This window comes from Kitasatospora sp. NPDC058162, assembly GCF_042884005.1.
GTDB lineage: Bacteria > Actinomycetota > Actinomycetes > Streptomycetales > Streptomycetaceae > Kitasatospora.
The window spans coordinates 84,305-105,737 of record NZ_JBHVUS010000027.1; the positions used below are offsets into that span (position 1 = coordinate 84,305).

General features: G+C 73.2%; 21 protein-coding genes. 10 read left to right on the forward strand and 11 right to left on the reverse strand.

What is annotated here, in order from left to right:
* Positions 1-6 precede the first annotated feature (6 nt).
* The 3 genes from ACFVXG_RS33810 to ACFVXG_RS33820 all read left to right on the forward strand — a co-directional run bounded on the left by ACFVXG_RS33810 (position 7) and on the right by ACFVXG_RS33820 (position 3,037).
* Positions 7-711 (forward strand): ribonuclease H, encoded by a 705-nt coding sequence (locus tag ACFVXG_RS33810; RefSeq protein WP_387933098.1) that lies wholly within the window; start codon positions 7-9, stop codon positions 709-711.
* Between the two features lie 197 nt (positions 712-908).
* On the forward strand, positions 909-1,145 hold the full coding sequence (locus ACFVXG_RS33815; RefSeq protein ID WP_387933100.1) for a hypothetical protein: 237 nt from the start codon (positions 909-911) through the stop codon (positions 1,143-1,145).
* Positions 1,146-1,225: 80 nt separating this feature from the next.
* The gene (locus ACFVXG_RS33820) at positions 1,226-3,037 is read left to right on the forward strand and encodes a DUF1003 domain-containing protein (RefSeq protein ID WP_387933102.1); all 1,812 of its coding nucleotides are present in this window, start codon (positions 1,226-1,228) and stop codon (positions 3,035-3,037) included.
* Positions 3,038-3,113: 76 nt separating this feature from the next.
* Here ACFVXG_RS33820 and ACFVXG_RS33825 read toward each other — a convergent pair whose 3' ends face one another.
* The 5 genes from ACFVXG_RS33825 to ACFVXG_RS33845 form a co-directional block, all read right to left on the reverse strand.
* Complete coding sequence (locus ACFVXG_RS33825) at positions 3,114-4,286, reverse strand: hypothetical protein (protein ID WP_387933104.1); 1,173 nt, start codon at positions 4,284-4,286, stop codon at positions 3,114-3,116.
* A gap of 319 nt (positions 4,287-4,605) precedes the next feature.
* Complete coding sequence (locus tag ACFVXG_RS33830) at positions 4,606-5,502, reverse strand: carbohydrate ABC transporter permease (protein WP_387933106.1); 897 nt, start codon at positions 5,500-5,502, stop codon at positions 4,606-4,608.
* Entirely contained in the window at positions 5,489-6,583 is a 1,095-nt protein-coding gene (locus ACFVXG_RS33835; RefSeq protein WP_387933108.1) for a carbohydrate ABC transporter permease, read from the reverse strand. The genes ACFVXG_RS33830 and ACFVXG_RS33835 overlap by 14 nt, the downstream gene beginning before the upstream one ends.
* A complete protein-coding gene (locus ACFVXG_RS33840) occupies positions 6,573-7,826 on the reverse strand; it encodes an extracellular solute-binding protein (protein ID WP_387933110.1) in 1,254 nt (417 codons plus the stop codon). The genes ACFVXG_RS33835 and ACFVXG_RS33840 overlap by 11 nt, the downstream gene beginning before the upstream one ends.
* A gap of 87 nt (positions 7,827-7,913) precedes the next feature.
* Positions 7,914-8,948, reverse strand: a complete 1,035-nt coding sequence (locus ACFVXG_RS33845; protein ID WP_387933112.1) for a LacI family DNA-binding transcriptional regulator — start codon at positions 8,946-8,948, stop codon at positions 7,914-7,916.
* Between the two features lie 139 nt (positions 8,949-9,087).
* On the opposite strand from ACFVXG_RS33845, the gene ACFVXG_RS33850 reads away from it, so the two are divergent.
* The 3 genes from ACFVXG_RS33850 (at position 9,088) to ACFVXG_RS33860 (ending at position 13,172) form a co-directional block, all read left to right on the forward strand.
* Complete coding sequence (locus ACFVXG_RS33850) at positions 9,088-11,211, forward strand: glycogen debranching N-terminal domain-containing protein (RefSeq protein WP_387933114.1); 2,124 nt, start codon at positions 9,088-9,090, stop codon at positions 11,209-11,211.
* Positions 11,212-11,458: 247 nt separating this feature from the next.
* A complete protein-coding gene (locus tag ACFVXG_RS33855; RefSeq protein WP_387933116.1) occupies positions 11,459-12,244 on the forward strand; it encodes a hypothetical protein in 786 nt (261 codons plus the stop codon).
* A gap of 217 nt (positions 12,245-12,461) precedes the next feature.
* Entirely contained in the window at positions 12,462-13,172 is a 711-nt protein-coding gene (locus tag ACFVXG_RS33860) for a hypothetical protein (protein WP_387933118.1), read from the forward strand.
* A gap of 33 nt (positions 13,173-13,205) precedes the next feature.
* Here the strand turns inward: ACFVXG_RS33860 and ACFVXG_RS33865 are convergent, their stop codons facing one another.
* Positions 13,206-13,586: a winged helix-turn-helix transcriptional regulator gene (locus tag ACFVXG_RS33865; protein ID WP_387933120.1), complete on the reverse strand. Its 381-nt coding sequence runs from the start codon at positions 13,584-13,586 to the stop codon at positions 13,206-13,208.
* A gap of 104 nt (positions 13,587-13,690) precedes the next feature.
* Here ACFVXG_RS33865 and ACFVXG_RS33870 point away from each other — a divergent pair, with 104 nt between their 5' ends.
* Complete coding sequence (locus ACFVXG_RS33870; protein ID WP_387933122.1) at positions 13,691-14,530, forward strand: SDR family oxidoreductase; 840 nt, start codon at positions 13,691-13,693, stop codon at positions 14,528-14,530.
* A 68-nt stretch (positions 14,531-14,598) separates the two neighbouring features.
* Here ACFVXG_RS33870 and ACFVXG_RS33875 read toward each other — a convergent pair whose 3' ends face one another.
* The 3 genes from ACFVXG_RS33875 to ACFVXG_RS33885 all read right to left on the reverse strand — a co-directional run bounded on the left by ACFVXG_RS33875 (position 14,599) and on the right by ACFVXG_RS33885 (position 16,429).
* Positions 14,599-14,937: a cyclic-phosphate processing receiver domain-containing protein gene (locus ACFVXG_RS33875; RefSeq protein ID WP_387933124.1), complete on the reverse strand. Its 339-nt coding sequence runs from the start codon at positions 14,935-14,937 to the stop codon at positions 14,599-14,601.
* A complete protein-coding gene (locus tag ACFVXG_RS33880; protein ID WP_387933161.1) occupies positions 14,934-15,071 on the reverse strand; it encodes a hypothetical protein in 138 nt (45 codons plus the stop codon). Before ACFVXG_RS33880 ends, ACFVXG_RS33875 begins: the two co-directional genes overlap by 4 nt.
* 74 nt (positions 15,072-15,145) lie before the next feature.
* A complete protein-coding gene (locus tag ACFVXG_RS33885) occupies positions 15,146-16,429 on the reverse strand; it encodes an MFS transporter (protein WP_387933126.1) in 1,284 nt (427 codons plus the stop codon).
* Positions 16,430-16,507: 78 nt separating this feature from the next.
* Here ACFVXG_RS33885 and ACFVXG_RS33890 point away from each other — a divergent pair, with 78 nt between their 5' ends.
* Complete coding sequence (locus ACFVXG_RS33890) at positions 16,508-17,389, forward strand: winged helix-turn-helix transcriptional regulator (protein WP_387933128.1); 882 nt, start codon at positions 16,508-16,510, stop codon at positions 17,387-17,389.
* A 69-nt stretch (positions 17,390-17,458) separates the two neighbouring features.
* Positions 17,459-18,340 (forward strand): hypothetical protein, encoded by an 882-nt coding sequence (locus tag ACFVXG_RS33895; protein ID WP_387933130.1) that lies wholly within the window; start codon positions 17,459-17,461, stop codon positions 18,338-18,340.
* Between the two features lie 48 nt (positions 18,341-18,388).
* Here ACFVXG_RS33895 and ACFVXG_RS33900 read toward each other — a convergent pair whose 3' ends face one another.
* Positions 18,389-19,078 carry a hypothetical protein gene (locus ACFVXG_RS33900; protein WP_387933132.1) on the reverse strand — a complete coding sequence of 230 codons (690 nt, stop codon included), beginning with the start codon at positions 19,076-19,078 and terminating at the stop codon, positions 18,389-18,391.
* A gap of 149 nt (positions 19,079-19,227) precedes the next feature.
* Between ACFVXG_RS33900 and ACFVXG_RS33905 the strand changes: the two genes are divergently transcribed.
* Entirely contained in the window at positions 19,228-19,650 is a 423-nt protein-coding gene (locus tag ACFVXG_RS33905) for a DUF3592 domain-containing protein (RefSeq protein ID WP_387933134.1), read from the forward strand.
* A gap of 20 nt (positions 19,651-19,670) precedes the next feature.
* Here ACFVXG_RS33905 and ACFVXG_RS33910 read toward each other — a convergent pair whose 3' ends face one another.
* Positions 19,671-21,218, reverse strand: a complete 1,548-nt coding sequence (locus ACFVXG_RS33910; protein ID WP_387933136.1) for a Na+/H+ antiporter — start codon at positions 21,216-21,218, stop codon at positions 19,671-19,673.
* Positions 21,219-21,433: the final 215 nt, after the last annotated feature.

The window sequence follows — 21,433 nt, forward strand, 5'->3', positions numbered from 1 at the left end:
CGGGGCATGGTCGAACGAGTCATTGCAGCGTGTGACGGAGCAGCCAAGGGCAACCCGGGCCCGGCGGCCTGGGCCTACGTGGTCGCGGACGCCGCCGGGGCGCCCCAGCGTTGGGAGGCGGGGCCGCTCGGGCACAGCACCAACAACATCGGCGAGCTGACGGCGCTTCAGCAGCTGCTGTCCGCCACCGACCCGGCCGTCCCGCTGGAGGTGCGCCTCGACAGCACCTACACCCGCGACTCGGTCACCAAGTGGCTCAAGGGCTGGAAGCGCAACGGCTGGAAGACGGCCGCGGGCAAGCCGGTCGCCAACCGCGAGCTGATCCAGCGGATCGACGAACTGCTGGAGGGCCGGGACGTCACCTTCGTCTACGTCCCCGCCCACCAGGTGGACGGCGACCCGCTGAACGCCATCGCGGACAAGGCCGCCAGCGACGCCGCCCGCACCCAGCAGGCCGCCGCCGGGACCGCCGCCGACCTGCCGGTGCCCGACCCGGCCGCGGCCGCCAAGGCCCCCAGGGCGACGAAGCCGCGTACCGCCTCCACCTCCGCCTCCACCGGCACCGCGAAGCGCACCGGGGGCAGCTCGCGCACCCTGAACGCCCGCTTCCCGGGCACCTGCCCGTGCAGCCGCCCGTACGCCAAGGGCGACAAGATCACCAAGGTCGGCAGCAGCTGGGGCCACCCGGAGTGCGCCGCCGCCCACGCCTGAGCAACACCCTTCCACCACCTGAGCAGCGCCGTTCTGCCGCCCGAGCACCGGTACTCGGGCGGCGGAACGGCGCTGCCGTGCGTCACCGCCCCGAAGCGGCCGCGCGCCCGCTGAGTACCCGACCCACCGCGCTCCGTACTGCCGGGTGGACGCGTCGGCGAAGGAACGCGAAGGAAGGCGAAGGAAGGCGAAGGAAGGTGAGCACGGTGATCGTCTCCGAGACGTCGGAGTTCCACGTCGGCGACCGGGTGTGGGTCTACCGCGAGTCCTGCTACGGCGCGGTCGAGAGCGCCGTCGTGGTGGGCGCCCCGGCGGACCGGAGCCTTCAGCTGGTGTTCGCCGACGGGCACCGCAACCACCTGCGCCACGGCCGGGTCGAGCTGCACGCCGTACCGGGCAGGGGCGTTGACGGGGCGTTAAGATCCTGCCTCTGAGACCCGCCGGCCGGCCGGGCCGCTGTCATCATGAACACGACTCCGGCCGTGGGCGCCGGAATCGACCGTGAGGAGCGGGCGTGACGGAAGCCGGTACGGCGATCGACCAGCCGCGGCAGCAGCCGGTGACGATGGCGGACGGGCAGGTCGGGCTGAACGGCGCGATCGCGGCCGCGCTGACCAGGGCGGTGGGCTCGATGCCCGCCCTGTACGTGACCCTGGTGGTGGTCGCCGGCTGGATGGCGCTGGCGACCTGGGGGCCGCTGCACTCGATCGACCCCTACCCCTTCGGCTTCCTGCTGTTCCTGGACAACGTCGTCCAACTGGTGCTCTGCCTGGCGATCCTGGTCGGTCAGCGGGTGCTGGGCCAGGCCGCCGACCGCCGGGCGGTGCAGACCTACGAGAACGCCGAGGCGATCTTCGCCAAGGTCGCCGACCTCCAGGCGCACCTGGACCGGCACGACCTGGCGCTCGGCCGCGGGGTGAGCCTGCTGGAGACCAGCGGCCACCCGTGGATCCAGCGGCACCGGGTGCAGCAGCCGCCGCAGGCGCTGGACCAGGTCACCGGGGTCAACGGGCGGATCGCCGCCTGGCTGACCGGGCGGCTGGGCAGCATGTGGGCGTTCTACCTCGCGGCCGTGACGCAGGTGGTCTGGATCGGCCTGTCCCAGTTCGGGGTGCAGACCTTCGACCCGTACCCGTTCGCCTTCATGAGCTTCCTGTCCACCCTGGCCCAGCTGATCTTCATGATCGTGATCATGGTCGGCCAGGACGTGCTGGGCCGGGCCGGCGACCGGCGGGCCGAGCAGACCCTGCTGGACGCCGAGGCCGTGCTGCACGAGTGCGGCCGGATGAAGGCCCGGCTGGAGGCGCAGGGGAAGGTCATCGAGAGCCTGGCCGACTACACCAACGCCCAGGTCACCCGGCACCTGGCCCGGGCCATCCACCAGAGCCGGGTGACGGCGGCGGTCGAGGACGGCGAGGAGGCGGGCAGCCGCCCGGCCCTGCTGCCCTGGGAGGAGCTGCCCGAGGAACTGCGGACGGCCAACCGGCGCCAGGCCCGCCAGCTCGGCGAGCGCCTGGCCGCGGTCGGCTGCCTGATGGTGCCCACCTCCGAGCAGGTCGCCCCCGACGCGGTCGGCGGCTTCGAGGACTTCACCGAGGAGGAGGCCGAGGTGCTGGCCCGGCTGGAGCACGAGCACGAGCACCGCTACGGCACCGGCGCCGAACCGGAGGCGCTGCTCCCCGGCCAGCGGGACGGCCGGGCCGAGTTCCTGCCCTGGGAGGAGCTGTCGGACCGGGCCCGCGCCCGCACGGTGGAGTCGGTGCGGCTGATCCCCGCCGTGCTCGCCGACGTCGGCTTCCAGGTGGTGCGGATCGGCCGGGTCGCCGACGGCGTGGGGGAGTTGGACTTCACCCCGGAGGACTGGGCGACGCTCGGCCGGGCCCTGATGGCCTCCGGCGTCCTGGTCGCCCTCGCGGAGGGCGTCGCCGACCCGGAGGAGGTGATAGCGATCGTCAAGCTGCTGCGCGAGGCGAGCAGCACCCATCCGCGGCGCCTGGTCCGGGAGTTGGCGGCGTCCTCGACCTTCGACACCGGGCTGCGCCCCGACACCCGCTACGCGGAGTACCGCGGGCCCGCGCTGGAGACCATCCGGGACGCCGTGCGGATCGTGGCGGAGCACGCGCCGGACGAACTCGCCGGGTACCGGGCCTTCCTGCTGGAGATCGCGACCGTGGTCGCCGACGCCAATGAGGAGGGCGGCATCCTCGGGCTGGGCGCCCGCGCCCGGGTGCCCAACGAGCTCGCCGCCATGGAGGCCGTCCGGGCCGCGAGCCTGGGCGAGCCCGAGGCCGCGCCCGGGCGGCCGAAGTCAGGTAAGCGGGGGTGAACCGACGCGACCTGCCGACCGCGGAATGCGGTCGGCAGGTCGCGTCGGTTGCGTCGGTCAGTGCCTCAGGAGGGGGTCACTTCTCCTCGGCGATGGCCTTGATGTCCTCGAAGCCCATGCCCATCTTGTTGAACACCTTGGCCTGGGCCTCCGGGATGCCGAGCGCGGCCAGCGACTTGAGCTGGTCGTCGGTCAGCGGCGCGGCGTTGGTGGTGTTGAACGGCGGGACGGGCGCCCCGGCGCCGTCGGCCTCGGCGTCCGCGCCGCCGGCGGCCAGCGTGAGGAAGGTCTTCACCAGGTCCTCGCTGGTCATCTTGACGGCGTCGGCCGGGGCCTCGACCTTGGGGGCCTCCTGGTTGAAGGCCAGCTTCACCGGGAAGTTGACGCCCGGCTCGACCTTCTTCTCCAGCTGCGCGAGGTCGAAGGTGGCCGAGTTGAACGCGCCGTCCTTGAGGTACAGGTCGACGCCGACCTTGCGGTCCGGGACGTCGGTCGGGGCCTCGGTCGGGAACTTCTTGAACTGCTGCGGGAACTTGGTGGAGAGCGGCTTGACGGCCTTGTACAGCTCGTCGACGGCCTGGCGGGCCGGGGCGCTCATCCAGATGTGCTCGGTGCCGTCCTTCTTGCCCTTGTCCTCGAAGGTGACGGTCCGGTTGAACACGTCCTTCAGCGAGTTGAAGAGCTCCTTGCCGGCGGCCGGGTCGACCGAGGGCGCGGCCTGCGGCTTCGCGCCCTTGGCTGCGTCGTCCTTCTTGGCCTCGTCCGCCAGCTCCTGGAGGTCGAGGGTGACCCACTTGCCGGTCAGCAGGGTCTTGGCGGGGGCCATGTCGGCGGGGAGGTCCTTGGCGACGGTGTCGACCTCGGCCGGGTCCTGGCCGGTGAGCTTGAGCACGCTCTTCATGTCGACGTGCAGGTAGCCCTTGGCGTCGACCTGGCGGTACTCGAGGAGCGGGGTGCCCTTCTTGTCCGCGATGAGGTAGGAGATCCGCACCGACTTGTCGAGCGTGACGTCCTTCTGGTCCTTCTGGTCGCCCGCCGCGTTCTTGAAGGCGTCGACGTCCTTCAGCGGCTTGTCGGCGGAGACCGCGACGGAGACCGAGAGGCCGGACAGGCCCTTCGCGCTCTGCTCGTCGATCGCCTCGTCGCCGGTGGCCTTGGTGAAGGCGACGATCTGCTCCGGGGTGGCGTCCACGGAGAGCGTGAAGCCGGCCGACTTGCCGTCACCGACCTTGCCGAAGGCCTTCGACACCTTCTGGCCGGCCGAGAGCTGCTCGGCGGTGCCGCAGGCGGTGAGGCCGGCGGCGAGGACGGAGGCGGTGACGGCGACGGGCAGCGCACCGCGGGCGGCCGTGCGGATGGCGGTGTTGATGGTGGAACTCCTGGTCTGACGGGGCCTGAGTGAAACGGGTCAGGCCGATCCCTCCCCTGCGGTGAAGAACGCCGCAGCGCATACACAGGTGATCACATTATCAGCAAGGTTGCACGCGATTATTTGACCCCGGCTTTAACTGGTCAGGCCGATATCATGACCTTTTGGCCGGATTTCACCCCGAATCTCACCCCGGATTTCACCCCTTCGACGAACCGGAGTTGGCACCCCGGACGAAATGCCGCTGGAAGCAGAAGAACAACACCGCCACCGGCACGGTGGACACCAGCGCCGCCGCCAGCTTGAGCGGGTACTGCGTCCCGGAGCCCAGCCCGCCGGAGACGAAATGCGCGAGACCCGTCGTCAGGGTGTCGTGCCCACTGGACTGGGTGGCGACCAGGAAATGGGTGAACTCGTTCCAGGAGCCCTGGAAGGACAGCACGGTGAGGGTGATCAGCGCCGGCCGGGACATCGGCAGCACCACCGACCAGAAGATCCGGAACGTCCCGGCGCCGTCGATCCGCGCCGCCTCCTCGATCTCGCGCGGCACCGACACGAAGAACTGCCGCATGATGAAGATCCCGGCGGCGTCCACCAGCAGCGGCAGGACCATCCCGGCGTAGGTGTCGAACATCCCGAAGCTCTTGAGCACCAGGAACTTCGGGATCAGCAGCACCACGCCGGGCACCGCCATCACCGCCAGCACGAAGCCGAACAGCAGCCGGCGGCCGGGGAAGGCGATCCGGGCCAGGGCGTAGCCCGCCATCGAGTCGAACAGCAGCCGCCCGGCCGTGACCAGGACGGTCACCAGCACGCTGTTGCCCAGCCAGCTCAGGAACGGGACGTTCTCCACGCCGTGCGCCAGCCCGAACAGCCGCCGGTAGGAGTCGAGGGTGCCGCCGTCCGGGAGCAGCGTCATCGGGTGGGCGGCCGCGTCCGGGTCGCTCTTGAAGCTGTTGGCCAACTGGAGCAGGAACGGCAGCAGGTAGAGCAGCGCGAAGCCGAGCAGCGCGGCGTACCCGAGCAGGCGCAGCGGCCGGGGGAAGCGGCCGAGCACCGGGCGTTCCGTGCCGGTCTCGCGGTCAGCGCGTCGCACGGCGGACCCCCTTCGGGCGGGGCTTCGCTGCGCCGTCCCGCTCCCGCAGGACCCACCGCTGCGCGGCGGTGAGCAGCAGGACCAGGCCGAGCAGGACGAACGCGATGGCGGCGCCCTGCCCGTAGTCGGCGTTGTCGAAGCCGGAGGAGTAGGAGAGGTAGGCGGGGGTGAGGGTGGTGTTGCCGGGCGCGCCCTTGCCCATCACGTAGACCTGGTCGAAGACCTGCCAGGTGGAGATCAGCCCCAGCGTCAGCACCAGGAACAGGACGGGCCGCAGCGCGGGGAGGGTGACGTGGCGCAGCAGTTGGCGCCGGCCGGCGCCGTCCAGGGCGGCGGCCTCCTCCAGTTCGCGCGGGATGTCCTGCAGCGCCGCCAGGAAGATCAGCATGAAGGTGCCGGAGGTGGTCCAGACGGCCATCAGGATCAGGGTGCACATCGCGACCGAGGGTCCGGCGAACCACTCCGACCAGGCCAGCCCGAGCGGGCCGCCGGCCGCCGGCGCGGGCTGGTCCACGCCGAACCACCCCAGCACCAGCCAGACCAGCCCGCGCGGATCGGCGAACCAATTGGGGCCCTTGACCCCGACCCAGCCCAGCATCCGGTTGACGGCGCCGCTGCCCTGGAACAGGAACAGGAAGACCGTGGAGACGGCGATCGAGCTGGTGACGGACGGGAAGTAGAACACCGTGCGCAGGGCGCTGCGGCCGCGCAGCAGCCGCTGGTTGACGGCGAGGGCGAGGGTCAGCGCCAGCACCGTCTGCAGCGGCACTGTCAGCGCCACGTAGTAGAGGGTGTTGCGCAGCGAGGTGGCGAACAGGGTGCGGTCCAGGCCGTCCACGGTGAACAGCCTGCGGTAGTTGTCCAGTCCGACGAAGTCCGCGGTGCCGTCGAAGGGGTTGGACTGGCCGTCCCAGTGCAGCAGGCTCACCCACAGCGCCATCGCGATCGGCAGCACCAGGAACAGGCCGAGGACCAGGACCATGGGGGCGGTGAACAGCCAGCCCCACGCCCCTTCGCGCAGCCGGCGGCGGAGGCGGGGGCCGGCGGGGCGTGGGCCGGCGACGCGGGGGTCAGCGGGCATTCTTGAGGGCCTGCTCGCCGTTGCGCTGGAGGGCGGCCAGGATGGCGGCCGGGTCGGCCGTCCGCAGCGACTGGAGGTCGGTGTTGAACTGGGTGAGCACCTGGTTGAACCCGGGGAGGGTGACCGGCGGCTGGGAGTGGGCGACGCCGTCGACCCAGGCCTTGGACTCGGGGTACTTCTCGGCGTAGGAGGCCAGCGCGCTGGTGCGCGAGGGCATCACGCCGAAGGCCTTGGCGAACTCCAGCTGCTGGTCGGCGGAGGTGAGGTGCTTGACCAGGTCGACGCCGGCCGCCTGGTGGCCGCTCTTCGCGGCGATACCCCAGCAGTTGGAGAAGGCGAGGGTGCCGGGGCCGGCCGGTCCGGAGGGCAGCGGGAGCACCTTGTACGGGACGTTCGGGTAGTCCTTGGCCATCGCGCCCTTGAGCCAGTTGCCCTCGATGGTCATCGCCGCCCTGCCCTTGCCGAGCGCCTCGCCGCCCCAGCCGGTGTCCACCTCGGCCACGTACTTGGCGGAGCCGGCCTTCAGCAGGCCCTGGAGGTACTCCAGCGCCTGCCTGTCGCCGGGGGCGTCGGCGGTCATCGCGGTCTGCTCGGGGTTGGTGATCCAGCCGCCGGCCTGCTTGAACAGGGCGCCGAGCCGCTGGTAGTCGGGGGCGGTGACCAGGCCGGTCACGCCGTCCTTGGTGAGTTTGGCGGCGTCGTCGGCGAGTTGCTGCCAGCTGGTCGGGTAGTCGGCCTCGGTGAGGCCGGCCTGCTGCCAGAGCGTGGTGTTGACGGCGAGGGCCAGGGTGGAGCTGTCCTTGGGTAGGCAGGTGAGCCTGCCGTCGTGGCTGAACGCCTTGCGCAGCTGCTCGGAGAAGTCCGCGGCATCCGGTATCTGGTCGCCGTACGCGTACAGCGAGCCGCCCTTGGCGTAGTTGGCGAACTGGTCGGAGTTGACGTAGAAGAGGTCCGGCGGGTTGCCGCCGGCGAAGGCCTGGCCGAGCTGCTGGTTGATGTTCGCGGCGATCTGCACGGTGACGGTGTTGCCGGTCCGCTTCGCCCAGTCGGCGGTGGCGGCCTTGACCGCCGCGGTCTCGGCCTCGCCGGAGGTGGCGATCAGCACGGTCAGGCTCTGGCCGGCGCCGGAGGACTGCTTGGCCGACGAGCCGCCGAATCCGCCCGAGGAGGAGCAGCCGGTGACGGCGCCGAGGGCGACGGCCGTACAGACGGCGGCCGCGGCGAGGGTACGGGGGGTGGCCATGCGGAACTCCTTGCGGGGGTGGTGGGCGGTGGCGGACCTTCGGGGGGAGGGCGTTCGGGGGAGTGGTGTGCGGGTGGCGGGGCGGCGTCAGGCGCTTTCGCGCAGGACCAACTCCGGTTCCAGCAGGACGTGTTGCACGGGCCGTCCGCGATCGCCGAGGCGTTCCAGCAGCAGCTGCATGCAGACGCGGCCGACCGCGTCGAGCGGCTGGGCGAGGCTGGACAGCGAGGGGAACAGCAGCGGGGCGATCGGGGAGTCGTCGAAGCCGATGACGGCGGCCTCCGGACCGGGGGTGCGGCCGGTCCGGCGCAGCGCCTGGTACCAGCCGAGCGCCAGGGTGTCGCTGGCGGCGACGGCGGCGGTGGCGCCGCCGGCGAGCAGCTTCTCGGCGGCCTCGGTGGCGCGCTCCGGGTCGTCCGGGCTCTCCACCCGCCGGCCCCGGGTGGTCAGGCCCAGTTCGCGCATCGCGTCCTGCCAGCCGCGGGCGCGGTCGTCGCCGACCCCGGAGCCCTTGGGCCAGCCGAGGAAGCCGATCCGGCGGTGGCCGAGCCCGGCCAGGTGCCGGACGGCGGCCGAGGTGCCGGCGGCGCCGTCCACGTCGACCCAGTCGCCGACGTCCTTGCCGGACCAGGTGCGGCCGAACGCGACGTAGGGGACGCCGCGTTCGTGCAGCCAGCCCTGGCGGGGGTCGCCGCGGTCGGTGCCGCTGAGCACGAAGCCGTCGGCGCCGTGCTCGTCCAACAGCTGCTGGTAGCTGGTGAGTCCGTCGTCCCCGGGGGCGACGGCGAACAGCACCACCCGGTAGCCGGCCCGGTCGGCGGCCTCGGAGAGGGAGTGCAGGAACTGGTCCAGGACCGGGGTCGGCACGCCGGTGCTGCTGGAGCGGATGCCGTAGCCGATCAGCCGGCTGGCCCTGGTCTTGAGGGCCTGCGCCGCCCGGTGCGGGCGGTAGCCGAGTTCGTCGATGGCGCGCCGGACCCGCTCCAGCGTCTGCGGGCGCAGCAGCTCGGGCGAGTTGATCGCGTTGGACACCGTCTGACGGCCCACGCCGGCCCGGGCGGCGACCATTTCGAGGGTCACTGCGGCCCCGGTGCCGCTCCTGGGCGATGTGTGTGGATGCATGACGGTGATCCTAGGTTCTGTCGCCATCGAGCTGAACTTCGAAGAGCGTGGCTTGGAGCGTTCCAAGCGGGGGTTCCATCAATCCCACCAGGGGAGTTAATGTCTTGGAACGCTCCAATGACAGAAAGGTTGCGCCCGGGTGGAAGCAACTGTCAAGCCCCGCACCGAGAACGAGGAGACCATGCCAGCGACCGACCTGCAGCCGTTCCTGCACGACGCCCGGCTCGCCGTGGCCGCCCCCAGCCTCTGCGCCGCCCGCCCCGACGGCCGGATCACCGAGGGCGCCGACGGCTTCTACCACGGCGACCGCCGCATCCTCTCCCGCCTCGAGATCGGCGTCCCCGGCGTCCCCAACGCCCCGATCGCCACCGCCGAAGACCCGGACGGGCACAGCGTCTTCGTCGCCGTGCTGCGCGGCCTCGCCGAACGGACCGCCGACCCCGCCACCACCCTGGAACGCCGCCGGGAACTCCACCCCGGCCGTCTGGTCGAGCACTACACCCTCCACAACGCCGGCGGCCGAACCGCCCGGCTGCGCCTGGAGATCCGCGCCGAGAGCGACCTCGCCACCATGGACACCGTCAAGGCCGGCCGCACCGGCACCCCGGTCACGCCCACCGCCGGGAACGGCCACGGACCGAACGGCCGCGGACCGAACAGCCGCGGACTGCGCTGGCAGGACGGCCCGCTCAGCGCCGCCCTCACCCTCACCCCCGCGCCCCACCACCTCGACCCCGCCACCGGCACCCTCGGCTACGACCTCGAACTCGCCCCCGGCCAGAGCTGGCAGGCCGTCCTGGAGTGCACCGCCGAACACCGCGACGGCGACCTCTTCCCCGCCGCCCGCAGCACCCCCTGGACCACCCCCGAGGTCACCGGCCGGGACCACCACCTCGCCCACTGGCTCACCCGCTCCCACCACGACCTGCGCGGCCTGCTGCTCGCCGACCCGCTGCGCCCCGCCGACACCTTCCTCGCCGCCGGCGCGCCCTGGTTCCTCACCCTGTTCGGCCGCGACTCGCTCTGGGCGGCCCGGATGATGCTCCCGCTCGGCACCGGGCTCGCGGCCGGCACCCTGCGCACCCTGGCCCGCCGTCAGGGCCGCGCCGTCGACCCGGCCACCGAGGAACAGCCCGGCAAGATCCTGCACGAGGTCCGCCGCGCCGAACAGCACCTGGACACCGGCTCCCACCTGCCGCCCAGCTACTACGGCACCGCCGACGCCACCCCGCTCTGGCTCCTCCTGCTGCACGACGCCTGGCGCTGGGGCCTGCCCGCCGAGGACGTCGAGGAACTGCTCCCGCACGCCGAAGCCGCCCTCGACTGGCTGGCGCGGTACGCCGACGCGGACGGCGACGGCTTCCTGGAGTACGTCGACAGCACCGGCCGCGGCCTCTCCAACCAGGGCTGGAAGGACTCCTCGGACGGCATCCGCTTCCGCGACGGCCGGATCGCCGCCGCCCCGATCGCGCTCAGCGAGGTCCAGGCCTACGCCCACGAGGCGGCCGTCAAGTCCGCCGACCTGCTGGAGGCCTTCGGCCGCCCCGGCGCCGACCGGTGGCGGCAGTGGGCCGAGCGGCTGCGCGACTGCTTCCGCGACCGGTTCTGGGCGGAGGACGAGCACGGCCGCTACCCGGTGGTCGCCCTCGACCGGGACAAGCGGCCGGTCGACTCGGTCGCCTCCAACCTCGGCCACCTGCTCGGCACCGGCTTGCTCTCGGATGAGGAGAGCGCGCTGGTCGCGCAGCGCCTCACCGCCCCCGGCCTGGACAGCGGCTTCGGGCTGCGCACCCTCGACACGGCCACCGCCGGCTTCAACCCGCTGGGCTACCACACCGGTTCGGTCTGGCCGCACGACACCGCCGTCGCCGTGCACGGGCTGGCCCGCGCCGGACTGCACGAGGACGCCGCGCCGCTGGCCGCCGGACTGGTGCGCGCCGCCGCGGCCTTCGAGCACCGGCTGCCCGAGCTGTACGCCGGCCACCCGCGCGAGCGCTACGACCGCCCCGTCCCCTACCCGGCCTCCTGCCGCCCCCAGGCCTGGGCCGCCGCCTCCGCCGTCCTGGTGCTGCAGGCGCTGCTCGGGCTCGCCGCGGACGCCCCCGGCCGACGGCTGTGGGTGCGAGGCCGGGTCCCGGCCGGGTACGAGTCGTTGCGGATCGACGGGCTGACGGTGGCCGGGCTGCCGATCGGGGTGACGACCGACCACACCGGCGCCGTCCGGCTGCGCGCCCCGGAGGGGTTCACCGTCACCACCATCTGAAGGTCCGGTGAAGGTCCGGCGCCGCCCGGTGGCGGCCCGTCACCCCTCCGACCTCGGCGAACGCCCACCGCCCGGGCCGCCGTTGGGTGCTCCGTGTGCCGACTCAGCCCCGCCGGGGTCCGGCCCGGCGGGGCGCCGGGACGCCCGGGGGCGCTGGTGTTCGAGGTGTCCTCACCACCTGCTAACCTCAGCCGATTTCCCGCCGCACCGAGCCGGCGGACACGACGGGGTAAGAGGTACAGAAGACATGGCATTCCTCCGGGCCAAGCAGAAGGCCCAGGTCATCGAGAAGCTCTCGCAGGTGGCGCCTCCCGGCGAGACCTTCATCGCCTGCGTGCACGCCGAGAGCGGGCCCAGCCCGTGGCTCGCGGCCGCGCTCGGTGAGATCCCGCTCGTCGGCCTGATCATCGTGCTGACCCGCAGGTACTACTTCCTGACGCTCACCAACAGCCACGTGGTGATCAACTCGGCCAACCGCTGGAACAACCGCCCCGGCGACGTGGTGGCGGCCTTCCCGCGGCAGGCCTTCCCGGTCAGCCGAGTGAAGCGGGCGAGCATCTGGAGCTCGATGTACGTCCAGATGCCGGGCAGCAACAACCCGGTGCGCCTGAACATCCACCGCATCTGGCGGGCCGAGATGGACCAGCTGAGCGCGGCCTTCCCGCCCGGGGCGATCGACCCGAGCTCGCAGCCCTTCGACACGCCGCAGGGCCAGGGCTACCCGATGCCGGCCTACCCGATGGGCGGTCAGCCGGCTCCCGGTCAGCAGATGATCCCGCAGCAGCCGCAGCCTCCGCAGCCGCAGCAGGGCTTCGGCGCCCCGCAGGCGCAGCCGTACCCGCAGCAGCAGCCTCCGCAGCAGCCGTACCCGGCGCAGCCGGGCCAGCCCTACCCGGCGCCGCAGGCCTACCCGCCGGCCCAGCCGTACCCGGGCCAGCCGGGTGGCCAGGTGCCGCCGCAGGGCCAGCCGTACCCGCCGCAGGTCCCGAACGTGCCCTACCCGCGCCAGCAGGGCTACCCGGGCCAGCGCTGACCGCGCACCCGGACCGACCGCGGCCCCGGCTCCCCGTTGTGGGGGGGGGCCGGGGCCGCGGCCTTTCGTGCGCACGGGGGCCGGGGCGGCCACCGGCGGTGACCGGGCGGTCGCCCGGTGCGGCCGGTCCGCGGGCGCCGTCGGCTCGGCGCGCCCGCCGGGGCGGACTCTGCGAGGCTGAGGGGGACAGCAGCCTCGATCGAGGGGGCCCGCATCGATGTCAGCGCAGAAGCCGGAGCCGTCCGGGCGGAAGGCCCACGTCGCCGCGCTCCGGGCCGCGGAGGTCCGGCGCGCACGGACCCGGCGATGGCTGGTGGGCGGCCTGGTAGGCCTGCTGCTGCTGGCCGTGGTCGGTGTGATCGCCGTCGTGATCGCCGACAACCAGGGCAGCTCGGCACCCTCCGGTGTCCCGGCGCACCCCCGGACCACCGCCGAGGGCCGGACCACCCCGCCGCCCTGGGACGCGCCCGCCGACGTCACGGCGGCCGTCAAGGCGGCCGGCCTGCCGATGCTCGGCGCCGAGGGCACCGCCCTGCACATCCACACCCACCTCGACGTCTACGCCGACGGACAGCCGGTGACCGTCCCCGCGCTGGTCGGCATCGACGAGAGCGCCCAGCGGATCAGCCCGCTGCACACCCATGACACCAGCGGCGTCATCCACATCGAGTCGCCGGTGAGCGCCGACTTCACCCTGGGCCAGTTCCTGACCGAGTGGCAGGTCTCCGCCTCCGCCGACCACCTCGGCGGGCTGCGCACCGACGCCACCCACACGCTGACCGCGTACGTCGACGGCAAGGCGGTGGGCGGCGACCCGGCGGCGATCACGCTGCACGCCCACGACGAGATCGCCCTGGTGTACGGCACGGCCGCCGAGAACGCCGCCGTCACCGTGCCGAGCGGCTACAACTGGCCGAGCGGGCTCTGAGCCGCCCCCATCCAGGTACGCCGGGCGCTCCGGTCAGCGGGCCGGCGTCAGGTCGCGCGGCGGGAGCCGACGGGTGATCCGGTCGAACAACTCCCTCAGTGGCTCGCCGAGTTCGCGGCCGAACTCGGTGAGCCCGTAGCTGACCTGGGGCGGCGTGGTCGGCGCGACCTCCCGCCGGACCAGGCCGTCCTGGACCAGGACGCGCAGGGTCTGGGTGAGCATCTTCTCGCTGATGCCCTGGATGCTCTCGCGCAGTTCGTAGAAGCGCAGGTCGTTGTTCCGCAGGGAGATCAGCACCCAGATCCCCCAGCGGCTGGTCACGTGGTCGACGACGTCGCGCGCGGGGCAGTCGGTGTGAAACACGTCATACCGGCCCCCCGGCTCGGCCGCCCTGTACTGCAGGCCTTCCTTCATGTGCGGAGCTTACTTCAAGGTATGTCCTTACCAAAAGTAAGTCGCTACTCCTAGTTTGAAGGCCTCGGAGTTCATCCGAGACCGACGAGTAGGAGGAGCAGAACATGATCGTGGTGACCGGAGCCACCGGGAACATCGGCCGACCACTGACCCAGGCGCTGGCCGGGGCGGGCCGGGAGGTGACGGCGGTGTCGCGGCGCCCGGCGGAGGTGCCGGACGGCGTCCGCCACGTGGTGGCCGACCTGGCCGAGCCGGGCGGCCTCAAGCCCGTACTGGCCGGGGCGGAGGCCCTGTTCCTGCTGCTGTCCGGCGACCTGCACGGGGCCGGGGCCGCGCCGGCCGACCTCATCTCCGACGCCGTGGCGGCCGGGGTCCAGCGGATCGTCCTGCTCTCCAGCCAGGGGGTGGTGACCAGGCCCTTCGGCCCGACCCGGATCGCGCTGCGCGCCCTGGAGGACAAGCTGCGGGAGTCCGGCGTGAATTGGAGCATCCTGCGGCCGGGCGGCTTCGCCTCCAACGCCCTGTGGTGGGCCGGGTCCGTACGGGCCGAGCGACTGGTCGCCGCGCCGTTCGGCGACGTCGGGGTGCCGATCGTCGACCCGGCGGACATCGCCGAGGTCGCGGCCGCCTGCCTGCTGGACGGCCGCCACGCCGGTGGGGTGTACGAGCTCACCGGCCCGGAGGTGATCACCCCGCGCGGGCAGGCCGAGGCCCTCGCCGCCGCGCTGGGCGCGCCGGTGGGGTTCCACGAGCTCACCCGCGCCGAGGCCAGGGACGGCATGGCCCGGAGCATGCCGGCGGAGCTCGCAGACGACACCCTGGACATCCTCGGGGCCCCGAACCCGGCCGAACTGCGCGTCAGCCCGGACGTCCAGCGGGTCCTCGGCCGCGCCCCGCGCCCCTTCGCGGACTGGGCCGCCCGGAACGTCGCCGCGTTCCGCTGAGACCGGTCGGCGCCGGGCTCGGGTCGGCCCCGTACTCAGAGCAGTCCCCTCCTGGCCGGGCGACGCTGCTAAGCCGTCGCCCGCCGGACCCGGTAGTTCCAGCGGGTGAGCGACCGGACGACGGTCGCGGCGCCGATGGGATTGGCGCTGTGGACGAAGACCGTTCCGATCCGGAAGGGCCGTCCGTCGAAAGCGGCCTCCTCGAGGAGGGTCACCACGGGCATGATGCTGTCGTCGCCGCCGAGGTCGTGGTCGAGCCAGAGTTCGTCGATGAAGCCGTCGCGATGCTCCAGCAGGAGGCGGACGCCTTCGCGGCTCGTGCGGGCGATCCGGGTGGCCCGGGGGAGCGGCCGGAGGTCGTCTATGCCGAGGATGACCGGCGTCGGCGCGGTGGGGGTCTCCTTCACCCGATCATGATCGCAGTTCCGTCGGTCGGCGGGGCCTCCAGCGGGCGGCCGTCGGCGTCGCGGCTGCGGAGCAGCAGCATGGGCGGGGCGGGCGGGGTGCCGATCGGCTGGACGGTCGACCAGGTGACCTTCACGGCCTCCTGAACCGCCGTCGGGCCCGCGGTCGGGGCCGTTCACCGGTGGACGCCACCGGGCCCCCGCCGCAGCGTCAGTCCAGGTCGCGCATCCGGCGGATCGGGCTCGCCAGCAGGATCGCCGGGCACGCCGCGCTGACCACCGCCACCAGGAGCAGCGCCGTCCGCGGTCCCCAGGCTGCGGCGGCGGCCCCGGCGGCGAGGGCGCCGACCGGGATGGCGCCCCAGGAGACGAAGCGGACCGTGGCCATCACCCGGGATAGCAGCTCCGGCGGGGTGTGGGTCTGCCGGTGGGTGCGGGTCACGATGCTGGTGACCACGACCCCCGCCGAGAACCCGGCGTTGCCGAGGGCGAAGACCAGCGTCGCCCACCCGGATCCGGCGAGCGGCAGCAGCAGGGCGAAGGCGGTGGCGACCACGGTGGCCCAGCGCAGTGCGCGGGCGCCGCCGAGCCGGGAGACCAGACGGGGCGTTGCGGCCGCGCCGAGCAGGCTGCCGAGGCCGCCGGTGGCCATCAGGGCGCCGACGGCGGCGGCCGGGGCGTCGAGGGTGCGGACCAGGAACACCGGGGTGAGGGTCATCAGCCCGCCGCAGACGAAGTTCACCGCGGTGGCGTCGGCGACGCACGGCCGGATCACCGGGTGCCGGGCGACGAACCGCCAGCCCTCGCGGATCTGCTCGCGCATCCCGGCGCCGCCGGTCGGCCGGGCGGCGGAGCGGTCGATCGGCGGCAGGCTGCCCAGCAGGGCCGCGGAGGCGAGGTAGCTGACGGCGTCCAGCAGCATCGAGGCCGCGCCGCCGACGAGCTGCACCAGCACGCCGCCCAGTGAGGGCCCGGCCAGGTCGGTGGCGGCGACGCTGCCGGAGAGCAGGCTGTTGCGGGCGGTCAGCTGCTCCCTGGGGACGACGGCCGGCAGGAAGGTGGAGTTGCCGACGTCGAAGAGGACGCTCGCGAAGCCGACCAGCAGGGCCACTACGACCAGTTGGGCCAGCCCCAGCACTCCGAACGCGGCCGCGAGCGGCACCGAGGCGACGGCGGCGGCCCGGATCAGGTCCATCGCGACCTGGGTGCCGCGCAGCGGCAGCCGCTGGACCAGGACCCCGGCGGGCAGTCCGATCACCAGCCAGGCGACGTAGGCGGCGCCCGTGATCAGGCCGACCTGGAGGGCCGAGGCGTGCAGGGCGACCACCGCGATCAGCGGCAGGGCCACCGTGGTGACCTGGTCGCCGAGCCGGCTGACCGTCGAGGCGCTCCAGTAGCGCCAGAACGCCCCCGCTCCGCCGCTGCGGCTCCCGCCCGCGTCCACCGCTCTCGCTCCCGCGCCCGCTCTCGCTTCGTCCACCGTCTGCGTCGTCATGTGCGCCCCCTTCGCCGTCACCGGTCACCGACCCGTGACGAGTGAGTTCCTTTTGGGAACTCACTATAATGGGCAATCATGCGGCACACGGAAGCGGCTGACCCCGACTGCGCGATCTCCCAGGCCCTGACCGTGGTCGGGGACACCTGGACCCTGCTCCTGCTCAGGGACGTCGCCGGCGGCACCCACCAGTTCGACGCCCTCCAGAACGGACTCGGCATCAGCCGCAAGGTGCTCACCGAGCGCCTCAAGGCCCTGGTCGCCGACGGCGTCCTGGAGAAACGGCTCTACCACCCGCACCCGCCGCGCTACGAGTACCACCTGACGGACCGGGGCCGCGGGCTGCTGCCCGTCCTGGTCGCCCTCCAGGACTGGGGCGGCCGCTACGTCCTGGGCGACGGCACCCTCTCCGCCACCAGCACCGTCGACTCCGCCGAGACCCGCCGGGTCACGGCGCTCACCGGCCACCGGCTGCCCGCGCTGGAACTGGCCGCCGCCTCCGGCGGACGGACCGACCCGGTCGCCGCCGACCGCGCCTGGACGGTGCTCTACTGCTACCCCGGCGCCTACGCGCCAGGGGGAGTGGGTTACCCGCCCGGCTGGGGCGACATCCCCGGCGCGCCCGGCTGCACCCTGGAGTCCTGCACCTACCGCGACCGGATGGGCGAGTTCGCCGCCCGCGACACCGCCGTCCACGGCGTCAGCACCCAACGCCCCGACCAACTGGCCGCGTTCGCCGAACACGCCCGGATCCCGTTCCCGCTGCTCTCCGACGCCGGCCTGGAACTGGCCGCCGGACTGCGGCTGCCCACCTTCCGCGCCGCCGGCGTCGAGTGCCTCAAGCGGCTCACCCTGCTCCTCGACGCCGACCGCACCGTCCGCGGCGTGCTCTACCCCGTCACCGACCCCGCAGGCTCGGTCGAGGACGTCCTCACCCTGCTGGACGGGCTGCGCGGCTGACGGCCGGACACAAGGAAGCGGGTGCTGTGTCTACCGGCGACGGCGGCTGGCCCGGTCAAGACTTCGTCAATGGTCGGCGCTGTTCCCCGGGTGAAGATCCCGCATCATGAGAAATTCATCCGCCGTCGCGTCCGGTACCTGTCCGGGAATTGCGCGTCCCGCTATCATCGGTTTCCCGATAAACGGTGGGAGGCGTCGATCGTGGGGGATGCGCACATGCCAAATTCACCCGGATCCGGAAGTCCTGACGGGCCGGTCCGGGAGGGTGATTCCGGCGGCGGGGGCGCCCCGAGGAAATCGCCGACCCTGGGCGGGGCCGCGGCGACTCTCGGGAATATCAAGGAGCTTCTGTCGAATGCCGTCGGAATAGCGACCGTGGTGGTGTCCGCGGCGGCGCTCTTCGGGTCCGGCGCCGCCGCCGGATCCAACCTGGCGGCACCGAGCCCGGCTCCGACCGTGACGGTGCCCGGCCCGACCGTGACCGTGACCGCCCCCGGGCCCACGGGGGCCACGCCGGTGACGCCCGGGCCGACCACCACGGGTGCGACCACGACGAGCCCGGCGGCCCCGCCGCCGGGAGCGTCCGGGAACGGGACCGTGCAGGGCTCCTACAGCGTGAACATCAACGCGGGCTTCTCCATCCCGCTGCGGTCCGCGAAGCCGACGCAGGCCGATTTCAGCACCACCGGGCAGGGGGACCTCGGGACCGCCGCGCCCGATCACCTGGAATTCCTGCCCATCAATGGGAACAAGCTGCTCACCCTGCCGAGTGGAACGGCGCCCACGTACGAATCCTGCGCGGGCGACACGGTATTCGTCCCCTGGGTCGACAGTGCCGTCGGAGCGTCATTCTGCGTGCTGGAAAAGGGGAGCATCGCCGGGGTGAGGATCGCCTCGGTCAATTCGACCTACGTGGTGCTCGACGTCACCGTGTGGCAGCACGTGGTCTGATCCCCTGCCGCCGCGCGCCCTGCGGAGGGTGGCCCGGGGGAGGAGGTCCTACCGACCGCCCCGCCCGCGCAGGGCGCGGCGGGCCGTGCCGAAGGTGAGCGCGGCCCACAGGACGGCCACCGCGGCCGCGACCCAGACGACGCCGCCGCGGAAGGAGAGGTCCTCGTCGTGGGTGGCCGGCGGCGCCCAGCCCTCCGGGTCGGCCAGCACCGTCATGGTGGTCCCGACGGAGGACCGGGAGCAGCCGAAGCCGCTGACGGTGCCGTGTGGCAGCGGGCCGCCGTCCTCGCGGCGGATGGCGCAGGTCCAGCTGACCTTGCCCGTCTTGTCCTTGGCGCTGTGCGCCGAGGTGATGACGACCCGGGTGTCCACCCCGCGGTGGGAGAGCAGCTGGGCGCGCAGGGCGCTGGTGGGGAGCACCAGGAGCAGCACGCCGAGGAAGACGGCCGGCCAGACCACCCAGCCGCTGCTGTGGATCAGCATCAGCGCCACGACGGCCACCATCAGCACCACCACGGCCAGGATCGTGCAGAGCCCCTGGTAGTCGGGGTTGGTGGCGATCGCGAGCAGGCCGATGATCAGCAGCGGGGCGACCAGTCCGACCAGGAGCGCCGTGCGCCGCACCGTGCGCGGCGCGAGCTGGATGTCCTTGCCGGGGCGGCGGCGCGCGGGCTTGGCCGGCCGGGTGACCCCGGCGGCGAGCGGTCGTTTCTGCTTCTTGTTCGGACGCTTGGCCATGCGGCCCCCGTTCGGTGGTTCTGTCGGTGCTCGCGACAGTGTGACGGCAGCCCGCGGGGGCGGGAAGACCGGGGTCCGGCCGGGCTCGCGCGGCCCGTCGACTGTCTTTTCAACTCCCTTGCGTGGTAGGTACATTGATTTGTGTGTGGGTGGTGCTTGATCTCTTCCTCCTGGTCGGGGCGGCGGTCCTGGCCGGGTCGGCCGTGGCGCTGGCCTCGGCGAGCGGTACGGACCGGGCGCTGCGCCGGGACGGGGTCTGCACGGTCGGCCGGGTGCGGCGGGTGCGGTGGCACACCACCTCCGAGGGCCACGACCGGCGGCGGGTGACGATCGAGTACGGCCTGCCGGACGGGCGGACCGTCGAGCTGGTGCGCACCGACGAGCGTCCGGAGGGTGGCCGGTTCCGGGAGGGCGACGAGGCGACGGTGCTCTACCACCCCGCCCGCCCCGGGCGCGGCCTGGCCGTCCACCCCGAGCGCCGGCTCCCGCCGCCGCCGGGGCCGACCGGCCTCGCCCTGCTGTCGCTGCTCTGCGCGCTGGGCGCGGCCGGCCTGATCGTGCTGATGTTCTGACCCCGGGCCGACCCGGCGCGTCAGGTCCGCCCCAGCGCCGCCTGTTCCAGGTCGAGGTCGCGCTGGAGCAGGCGCAGCGTGGTGTCGCTGATCCGGTGCTCCTCGTAGAGGCGGTGCAGCCGGTCGTTCTGCACCGCGATCACCTCGTGCCGCAGCTGGCGGTAGGCGTCGTCGGCGGTGGTGCCGTCGGGGGCCTCGGGGGTGCGGTCGAGCCGGGCGGTCAGGGCGCGGCGGACCCGGTCGACGGCGGTCTCCGGGACCGCCTCCAGTTCGGCGAGCCCGTCCACGTGGTCCAGGGCGGCGCGGTTGAGCTCGTCGCGGGCGTCGGCCTCCTCCCGCGCGGTGTGCTCGGGCTCCAGGGCGAGCCCGGAGCGGTTGACCACGGCCGCGAGGGTCAGGCCCTGGACGACCAGGGTGAGCACGACGTTGGAGACGGTGAGGACCAGGACCAGCGGCCGTCCGTCCAGCTGCTTGCCGCCCTCGGTGAGCAGCGGGATGGACAGTGCGGCGGCCAGCGGCATGACGCCCCGGGTGCCGGCCCAGGTGACCACCCCGGCGACCCGCCAGGACAGCCGCCCCCTGCTCGGTTTGACGGCGCGGGTGAGCGGCAGTGTCCACAGCACCCGGACGGCGATCAGCACGGCCGCGATGGCCACCGACTGCAGCGGCCACCAGCCGGTGCCGGCCGGCAGCTCCCGGACCAGGGTGGGCAGTTCCAGCCCGACGATCGAGAAGACCACGCTCTCCAGCAGGAACACCACCACCGCGTACACGGCGTGCAGCTGCAGCCGGATCCGGGCGTCGGTCAGCCGGTGGCCGGAGCGGCCGAGCAGCACCCCGGCGACCACCACCGAGGTGACGCCGGAGGTGTGCGCGGACTCCGCCAGCACGTACGCCGCGTACGGGGTGACCAGGGCTATCACCGTCTCCAGCACCGGGTCGGTGGTGCGTCGGCGCAGCAGCCAGACCACCCCGGCGACGGCGGCGCCGACCAGGCTGCCGCCCCCGCCGAGCAGCACCAGTTCGCCGCCCGCGGCGGGCAGGTCGACCGTCCCGCCGACCGCCACGGCGACGCCGACGGCGACCTTGAACAGCACCAGTGAGGTGGCGTCGTTGAACAGGCTCTCCGCCTGGACGAGCACCTGGACCCGCCCGGGCAGGGCGAGTCGGCGGCCGAGCGCGGTGACGGCCACCGGGTCGGTGCTGGAGAGCACGGCGCCGAGCACGAAGGCCATCGCGGGCGGCAGTCCGGCGACGGCCACGGCGATGAAGCCGACGGCCGCGGCGGAGGCGAAGACCAGGCCGAAGGAGAGCACGGTGACCGGCCGCCACACCGTCCGCAGGTCGCGCAGCGATAGTTCCTCGGCGGAGGAGTAGAGCAGCGGCGGCAGCACCACCGCGCCGATGATCTGCGGGGGGACGTGCAGCGCGGGGACGCCGGGGACGAGGGCGACGCCGAGTCCGGCCAGCACCAGCAGCGAGGGGGCGGGGATCCGCCATCGGCGGGCGAAGGTGGCCACGCTGGTGGCCAGGACGACCAGGACGAGAACGATCCCCACGGCGTGCATCTGCAGAAACGACCCATCGCGACACCGGGGTCGCTGCGGCCCGATCGCCGCCGTCATCCCCCGAGCCGACCAGACTTCCCGGCACACCAGCGGTCATCTTATCGGGCTTTTTGCGGGGCCCGGCGGGGATTTCGGCCGGGACCATTGCCGCGCGGGCCGGCTGACGCCGCGCACCGACCGTCACTCCGCCGCAGGTCGGACGCGGTGAGGGAGGG